Source organism: Methanolacinia paynteri (genome assembly GCF_000784355.1).
Taxonomy (GTDB): Archaea; Halobacteriota; Methanomicrobia; order Methanomicrobiales; family Methanomicrobiaceae; genus Methanolacinia; species Methanolacinia paynteri.
The window spans coordinates 25,653-27,440 of record NZ_KN360945.1 but is presented as its reverse complement, the minus strand read 5'-3'; the positions used below and the strand labels follow the sequence as shown (position 1 = coordinate 27,440).

Annotated in this window: 1 protein-coding gene and 1 pseudogene; both read right to left on the bottom strand. The window is 53.0% G+C overall.

From position 1 onward, the window contains the following. Positions 1–236 precede the first annotated feature (236 nt). Complete coding sequence (gene cfbB / locus METPAY_RS13950; RefSeq protein ID WP_048153173.1) at positions 237–1,613, bottom strand: Ni-sirohydrochlorin a,c-diamide synthase; 1,377 nt, start codon at positions 1,611–1,613, stop codon at positions 237–239. A 5-nt stretch (positions 1,614–1,618) separates the two neighbouring features. Further along, positions 1,619–1,788, bottom strand: a pseudogene (locus METPAY_RS15605) (Ni-sirohydrochlorin a,c-diamide reductive cyclase catalytic subunit); the annotation flags it as partial.

Sequence of the window (1,788 nt, the reverse complement as noted above, 5' to 3'; positions counted from 1 at the left end):
GGGGGAGGGTTACAGGGAGGGGGAAACTTCCCCCTCCCTTGTTTATCATATCTTATTTTTGCCAAGTCATTTGAAGGGGCATAAGCCCCTAACGGGGCAACCCTGGCGCGAGTTTGCATAGCAAACTCACGCAATTGTGATAGCCCGGCTTGGACGCTACCCGTTCGGGTAGCCTCAGCCGGGGGAAAAAAAAGAAACCGGAAGACTGCTTCTCTTACTTAGGACTTAATCCAGTTTTATTCTTTTTTCCTACAGTTCTCAACGAAATTCCCGATCATCCCTGCCGAAGCGAGAGGGTGAAGGTGCGTGTAGCTTCCCTGCGTCCGGTTGGCAACCGCACCGTCGAATCCCCCGATGATTCCCGAACCCCTGCTGAGCCTGTAGCTGTAGTGCGTATCCTTCGGGAGCCTGACATCGGTGTGGTGGAATTCGTGGCCGCTGAAGACAGCCTCCCCAAGAGGAGATCTCGAATCGGAAACACCTTTGACGTAGCCGATCACTCTTTTCGAGGGCATCACTGTTTTTCCATCGAAGACACCGCACATACTGTAGCTTTTATCCGCATCAAGCTCGTTCCATCCCGATTTAAGCACGAGTTCACCTGTCAGGTAGATCAGCCCGCCGCATTCGGCATAGATCGGAGTGCCGTTCCTTGAGACTTCCAGAATCGTCTCTCTCATCCTGTCGTTTGCTTCCAGTTCTCCGGCGAACATCTCCGGGTATCCGCCACCGAGTATATAGCCGTCGGCCTCGGGAAGCCTGTCATGGATCGGGCTGAACGTAACGATCTCCGCACCCTTCGCACCGAGGATATCGAAGACATCGTTATAGTAGAAGTTGAATGCCTCGTCAACCGCGACCCCGATCTTTACATCCTTCTCCTTTGCCTGGACGAAGCTTTCGGGAACAGTGACCGGTGCAGGAGATTCGCCTGCAAGGTCAAGTAGTGCGTCGATATCGACATTCCTGCTGACAATCTCTTTTACCGCATCGACTCTTTTCAGGAATTCATCATCCTTCTTTCCTTCGAGAAACGGTATCAGACCGAGATGCCTCATTGTAAGTTTCATCTCGTCGCGTCTCGGAATTGCGCCGATGACAGGAATCCCCGTTGCAGCTTCGATTGCGGTCTTTGCCTTATTGAGATGTTTTTCGCTGATAATCTGGTTGAGAATGACGCCCTTTATTCTTACATCCGGGTCGTAAGCAAGAAATCCCATGACGATTGCAGCCGCACTCCTCGTAATGCTCCTTGCATCGATTACAAGTATGACATTCTGGCCGAGCATCTTGGCAACGCTTGCCGTAGAACCGGTATCGCTCAGGGCCTCGGATCCCTCGAAGAGCCCGCGGACTCCCTCGATGACGGCCACCTCGGCACCGATACATCCGTTGGTATAGCTGTCCAGGATCTGGTCCGGCGTCATCACGAAACTGTCGAGGTTCCTGCACGGCCTTCCTGTTACTGCGGTAAGGTAGGAGGGATCGATATAGTCCATCGCGACCTTGAAGGTCTGGACAGTAAAGTCATCCGAGAGGATGGAGCTCAGTGCAAGAGTGATGCTTGTCTTCCCGCTTCCCGACCGATCCCCGGTTATAAGAAAGCTCTTCATCGTTCTCAGATGCTCCTGATCGTATCCCCGAATTCGCTTGGGACGATCTCCCTGACTCCGAGTGTCTTCGGGTGAAGATCGATCTCGACAACCACATGGTCATGCCCGAACTCTTTTAACGGTTCGACCTGCCTCGGCCCGTTCGTAACCGAGAAAGACTCGATTCCCTCAAGGT